This is a genomic window from Corallococcus praedator (assembly GCF_003612125.1).
In the GTDB taxonomy this organism is placed as follows: Bacteria; Myxococcota; Myxococcia; order Myxococcales; family Myxococcaceae; genus Corallococcus; species Corallococcus praedator.
In genome coordinates this window covers 1-5,870 of record NZ_RAWI01000501.1, presented here as the reverse complement: position 1 = coordinate 5,870, position 5,870 = coordinate 1, and the positions used below count along the sequence as shown (strand labels likewise).

At 71.0% G+C, this 5,870-nt stretch carries 1 protein-coding gene; it reads right to left on the bottom strand.

The window, feature by feature from the left end:
- Positions 1-5,870 (bottom strand): non-ribosomal peptide synthetase (locus D7Y13_RS37225; RefSeq protein ID WP_120630961.1); only part of this gene is annotated, 5,870 nt, incomplete at both ends.

The window sequence follows — 5,870 nt, the reverse complement described above, 5'->3', positions numbered from 1 at the left end:
CGTCACCACCGCCCCGCCCACGTACAACTCTCCCGCCACCCCTCGCGGCACCGGACGCCCGCTCGCGTCCAGCACGTACATCCGCGCGTTCCCAATCGGACGCCCCAGCGCCAGCGTCGCCGTGCCTTCCTCCCACGCCCCTTCCACCGCGTTCGTCAGCACGCCGACCGTCGTCTCCGTCGGGCCGTAGTGGTTGAAGACGGCGCACTCCGGCGCAAGCTTCCGCACCGTCTCCACCAGCGCCCTGTCCGACGCCTCGCCGCCCACCACCAGCCGCTTCAGCGGCAGCACCTGCCTCGCATTCGGTCCGCTCAGCAAGGCCCTCAGGTGCGAGGGCACCACCTTCAAGCCCTCCACCCGATGCGCCTGCATGTACGCGCCCAACGCCTCCGCGTCCGACGCCACGTCCTTCGCGACGAGGTGCAGCGTCCCCCCTCCGCACAGCATCGGGAACACCGCCGTGTGGCCCAGGTCCGCCGCCAGCGTCGTCACCGACGCGAAGCTCATCCCCTCCACCAGTTTCAGCCGGCCCCGAATCGTCTCCACGTAGTTGGCCAGCTGCCGGTGCTCCACCACCACGCCCTTCGGACGTCCCGTGCTGCCCGACGTGAAGATGGCGTACACCGCGTTTTCACCCAGCGCGCCTGACTCCACGCGCTCGGTGCTTCCGCCTGCCTCTTCCACTGCTTCGACAACGACAGTGGTGCAGCCCAGCACCGCCACGTCTTCCGCGTACGCCCGCTGCGTCACCACCACCCGCAGGTTCGCGTCCTCGGCAATCGCCTTCACGCGTGCAGCCGGGAAGGACGTGTCCATCGGCACGTAGCCGCCGCCCGCCTTGAGGATGCCCAGCATCCCCACCACCGCCTCCACCGTGCGCTCCACATACAGCCCCACCAGCACCTCGGGGCCCACGCCTTCCTTCACCAACGCTCGCGCCAGCCGGTTCGCCTTCGCGTCCAGTTCCGCGTACGTCAGCTGCTTCCCCTCCGCGACCACCGCGATGGCACCAGGCACCCGCTCCACCTGTGCCTCGAACAGCGCCGGGATGCTCTTCGACGGCACCGCTTCCGCCGTCTGGTTCCACGTCTTCAGCACCAGCAGCCGCTCGGTGGCGTCCAACAGGGGCAGCGCTCCCACGGACACATCCGGGTTCGCCGCCACGCCCTCCAGCAGCACCCGCAGGTGCTCCACCATCCGTTCCACCGTCGAATGCTCGAACAGCTCCGTGCTGTAGCCGAGCGCTCCACGGAAGCCCTCGTCCGATGCTGCGAGCGACAGGCTCAGCTCGAACTTCGTGTGCTCACCCTCGACGGGTTCCGGGCGCAGCGTGAGGTCCGGGAGCGCCAGCTCCGTGTCGACCTCGGTGTTGAGCACGAGCATCGCCTGGAACAGCGGCGTGCGGCCCAGATCGCGCTCCGGGCGCAGGGCCTCCACCAACCGCTCGAACGGCACCTGCTGGTGCGCGAACGCGCCCAGCGTCGTCTCCCTTACCCGACCCAGCACCTGCCGGAAGCTGTCGGCCGGGGTCAGCCGCGTGCGCAGCACCAGCGTGTTGAGGAACAGGCCGATGAGCCCTTCCACCTCCGCCCGCGTCCGCCCCGCAACGGGCGTGCCCACGCTGATGTCGTCCTGCCCGCTGTAGCGCGACAGCAACACCTGCCACGCCGCGAGCAACACCATGAACGGCGTCGCGCCCTCGCGGCGTCCCATCGCCTTCAGCGCGTCCGACAGCGGCTTCGTCAACCGCACCGGCACCGAGCTTCCCCGGGACGTGGACGTCGCGGGACGCACCTTGTCCGTCGACAGCTCCAGCGCGGCCGGGGCGCCGTCCAGCTCGCGCCGCCACCAGCCGACCTGCTCCTCCAACGCCTCATCGCGCAGCCAGTCGCGCTGCCACGCCGCGTAGTCCGCGTACTGCAACGGAAGCTCGGGCAGCGGTGAAGGCCGGCCCGCGCTGAAGGCCGCGTAGAGCGCGCCCAGCTCGCGCACCAGCACGCCCGCGGACCAGCCGTCGGAGACGATGTGGTGCAGCACCACCACGAGCAGGTGCTGCCGCTCTCCGGTGCGCAGCAACGTCGCGCGCAGCAGCGGCCCCTGGCCCAGGTGGAAGGGACGCAGCGCTTCAGCATGTACCTGCCGACGGGCCGCTTCCTCGCGCTCGGCTTCGGGAAGGTCGCGGAGGTCCACCCGCACCAGACCCGACTTGAACTCGGCGGCGATGCGCTGGAAGGGGCGCCCTTCCGCATCCGCGTGGAAGGTGGTCCGCAATCCCTCGTGACGATCGATCAGCGCGTCGAACGCGCGCTCCAGGGCGTCCGCGTCGAGCGTGCCCTCCAGGCGGATGGCATTCGGGATGTTGTAGAGCGGGCTGTCCGGCTCCAGCTGCTCCAGGAAGTACATCCGCTGCTGAGCAAACGACAGGGGCAGCCCGTCCGTGCGCGGCACCCGCACGAGCTCAGGAGCTGGACGCGTGTCACCGGCCCGGGCCCGGGCATCCACCTTGCGCGCCAGCTTCTCCACCGTGGGCGCGTCGAACAGCTCGCGCAGCGGCAACTCCACGCCGAAGAGGCCGAACACGCGTGCCACCACGCGCGTGGCCAGCAGCGAGTGTCCGCCCAGCTCGAAGAAGTCGTCCCGAGGCCCCACCCGCTCCACGCCCAGCACCTGCGCGAAGAGACCGGCGAGCAATTCCTCGGTCGGCGTGCGAAGGCCGCCAAGGTCCGAGTCCTTGCGCGACTCGCCCTCCGGCACCGGCAGCGCCTTGCGGTCCACCTTGCCGTTCGACGTGAGCGGCAGCGTTTCCAGCACCACCAGGGCCGACGGCACCAGGTAGGCCGGCAACTGCTCCTGGAGCGACGCGCGCAGGGCGGCGACGTCCACCGACTCGCCCGTGACGTAGCCCACCAGCCGCTTGTCTCCGGGCACGTCCTCGCGGACCACCACCACCGACTCGCGCACCGACGACTGCCGCGACAGCGCCGCTTCGATGTCGCCCAGTTCGATTCGGTAGCCGCGCACCTTCACCTGGAAGTCCGCTCGGCCCAGGTACTCCAGCTGCCCGTCCGCCCGCCACCGCGCCACGTCGCCCGTGCGGTACATCCGTGCGCCCGGCTCCGCGCTGAACGGATCCGGGATGAAGCGCTCCGCCGTCAGCTCCGGCCGCTGCTGGTAGCCGCGCGTCACACCGTCGCCGCCCACGTACAGCCCGCCCGCCACGCCCAGCGGAGCGGGACGCAGGCGCGCGTCCAGCACATAGAGCTGGGTGTTCGCGATGGGCCGTCCAATCGGCACACCAGCCGACACGTCCGCGTCGCGCGGCACGTCGTACACCGCGCATCCGACCACCGTCTCCGTGGGGCCGTACTCGTTGATGAGCCGCGTGCCGGGCATGTGCTGTCGCCAGAAGTCCAGGCTCGCGGGAGGCAGGGCTTCGCCGCCCACCACCAGGGCCCCCACGCGCCCCGCCGCATCGGAGGCCGGCAGCGTCTGGCGCAGGAGTTCCCAGTGCGCTGGCGTCAGCTTCACCAGGCTGTAGTCCGCGCGGGCTCGCAGCGATCGCGAAAGCCCCTCCACCCCGTCCGACTCCGGCAGCAACCACACGCCCCGGCCCGCGGCGAGCGGCACCAGCAGGCTGGTCACCGTCAGGTCGAACACCACCGGCGAGTGCACCGGCGCGCCAATGCCTCGCTCCAGGCCGTACGCCTCCAGGGCCCAGGAGATGTAGTTGTTCAACCCGCCGTGCGGCACCATCACGCCCTTGGGCTGACCGGTGCTGCCCGACGTGTAGAGCACGTACGCGAGGTGCTCCGCGCCCACGCCCGCGTCGCACCGCGTCTCCGGACGCGAGCGCACCCCGACCGCATGGGAGTCCAGCAGCACCACCCGCTCGTCCGCCAGCGGCAGCGTGTCCGCGAACCGCTGCAGCGTGACGACCACGGCCACGCCCGCGTCGGACAGCATGAAGCGCAGCCGCGGCGTTGGGTACGTCGCGTCCAGCGGCACGTACGCTCCGCCGGCCTTCAGGATGCCCAGCAGACCCACCACCATCCGGGGCGAGCGGTCCACGCACAGGCCCACGCGCACTTCGGGCCCCACGCCCAGCTCTCGCAGGTACCACGCGAGCTGGTTGCCCTGACGATCGAGCTGCGCGTACGTGAGGACTTCGCCCTCGAAGCGCACCGCCTCCGCGTCCGGCGTCCGCGCGGCCTGGGCCTCGAACAGGTGATGCACGCAGGCGTCCCGCGCGTAATCGCGCGCGGTGTGGTTCCACTCCACCAGGACCCGCTGGCGCTCCGCTTCCGGGAGCAGGGGCAGGTCGCTCACGCGCTGGCCGGGCTCCTCGACGATGGCCTCCAGGAGGACCTGGAGGTGGACGAGCATCCGCGTCGCGGTGGCGTCGTCGTAGAGGTCCGGGCTGTATTCGATCGCCGTGAGCAGGCCTCCGGCGGTGTCCGCCAGGGACAGCGACAGCTCGAACTTCGCCGTGTGGGCGCCGGTCTCCACCGGGCTCAGGCGCAATCCACCCGGGAGCGTCGCCTCGGGCGGAGGGGCGTTCTCGAACGTGAACATCACCTGGAAGAGCGGCGGTCGAGACAGGTCGCGCTCGGGCCGCAGGGCCTCCACCAGCTTCTCGAACGGCACCTCCTGGTTCGACTGCGCGCCGAGCGTCGTCTCACGCACCTGCTTGAGCAGATCCCGGAAGGTCAGCGCACCGCCCAGCCGGGCGCGAAGCACCAGCGTGTTGACGAAGAAGCCGATGAGTCCTTCCAGCTCCGTGCGGTTGCGGCCCGCGATGGGCGTGCCCACGCTGACGTCGTCCTGCCCGCTGTAGCGCGACAGCATCACCTGCCACGCCGCCAGCAGCAGCATGAAGGGCGTAGCGCCCTCCTTGCGCCCCAGGCTCCACAGCGCGTCACGCAGCGCGGGAGCAATCGTCATGGAGCGGCGTGCTCCCCGGAGCAGCGGGGCGGCCGTGCGCGGACGGTCCGTGGGCAGTTCAATGACCCGGGGCGCGCCGTCCAGTTGCTCGCGCCACCACGCCACCTGCGCGTCGAGCGCCTCGTCCTTCAACCAGCCACGCTGCCACGCGGCGAAGTCCACGTACTGCACCGCCAGCTCCCGCAGCGGCGAGGGACGGCCTGCCAGATGCGCCGCGTACAGCGCGACGACCTCGCGCACGAGGACGCCCATGGACCAACCGTCGGAGACAATGTGGTGCATCACCATCGCGAGCAGGTGTTCGTGCTCCCCAGTGCGCACCACGCGCGTGCGCAGCAGGGGTCCCCGCGCGAGATCGAACGGCGCGCGCGTCCACGCATCGACGAGGCGCTGGGCCTCGGCTTCGCGATCCGGGTGTCCGCTCACGTCGATGACGTCCCACGCCAGGGCACCCGGTGGGGAGATGCGCTGGAACGGCAGACCGTCGCTCGACTGGATGGTTGTTCTCAGGGCCTCGTGCCGGCGCACCAGCTCCGTCACCGCATGTTCCAGGGCGGCCACGTCCAGCGCGCCCTCCAGCCGGACCGTTGTCGCCACGTTGTAGGAGGCATTGCCCGGCTGGAGCTGATCCAGGAACCACAGACGCTGCTGCGCGAACGACAGCGGCAGCTCACCGGTGCGCACCATCGGCGTCAGCGGAGGCACCTTCACGCCCTGCCGCGCACGCAGCGCTTCGTCCACGCGCAGCGCGAGCCTGGAGACGGTGGACGCCTCGAAGAGGGCCCGCAGGGGCAGCTCCACGCCGAAGGCGCTGCGCACCCGCGACATCGCCTGTGTCGCCAGCAGCGAGTGGCCTCCCAGGTCGAAGAAGTTGTCCTCCGCCCCCACCCTCGCCACGCCCAGCACCTGCGCCCACACCTGCGAAAGCA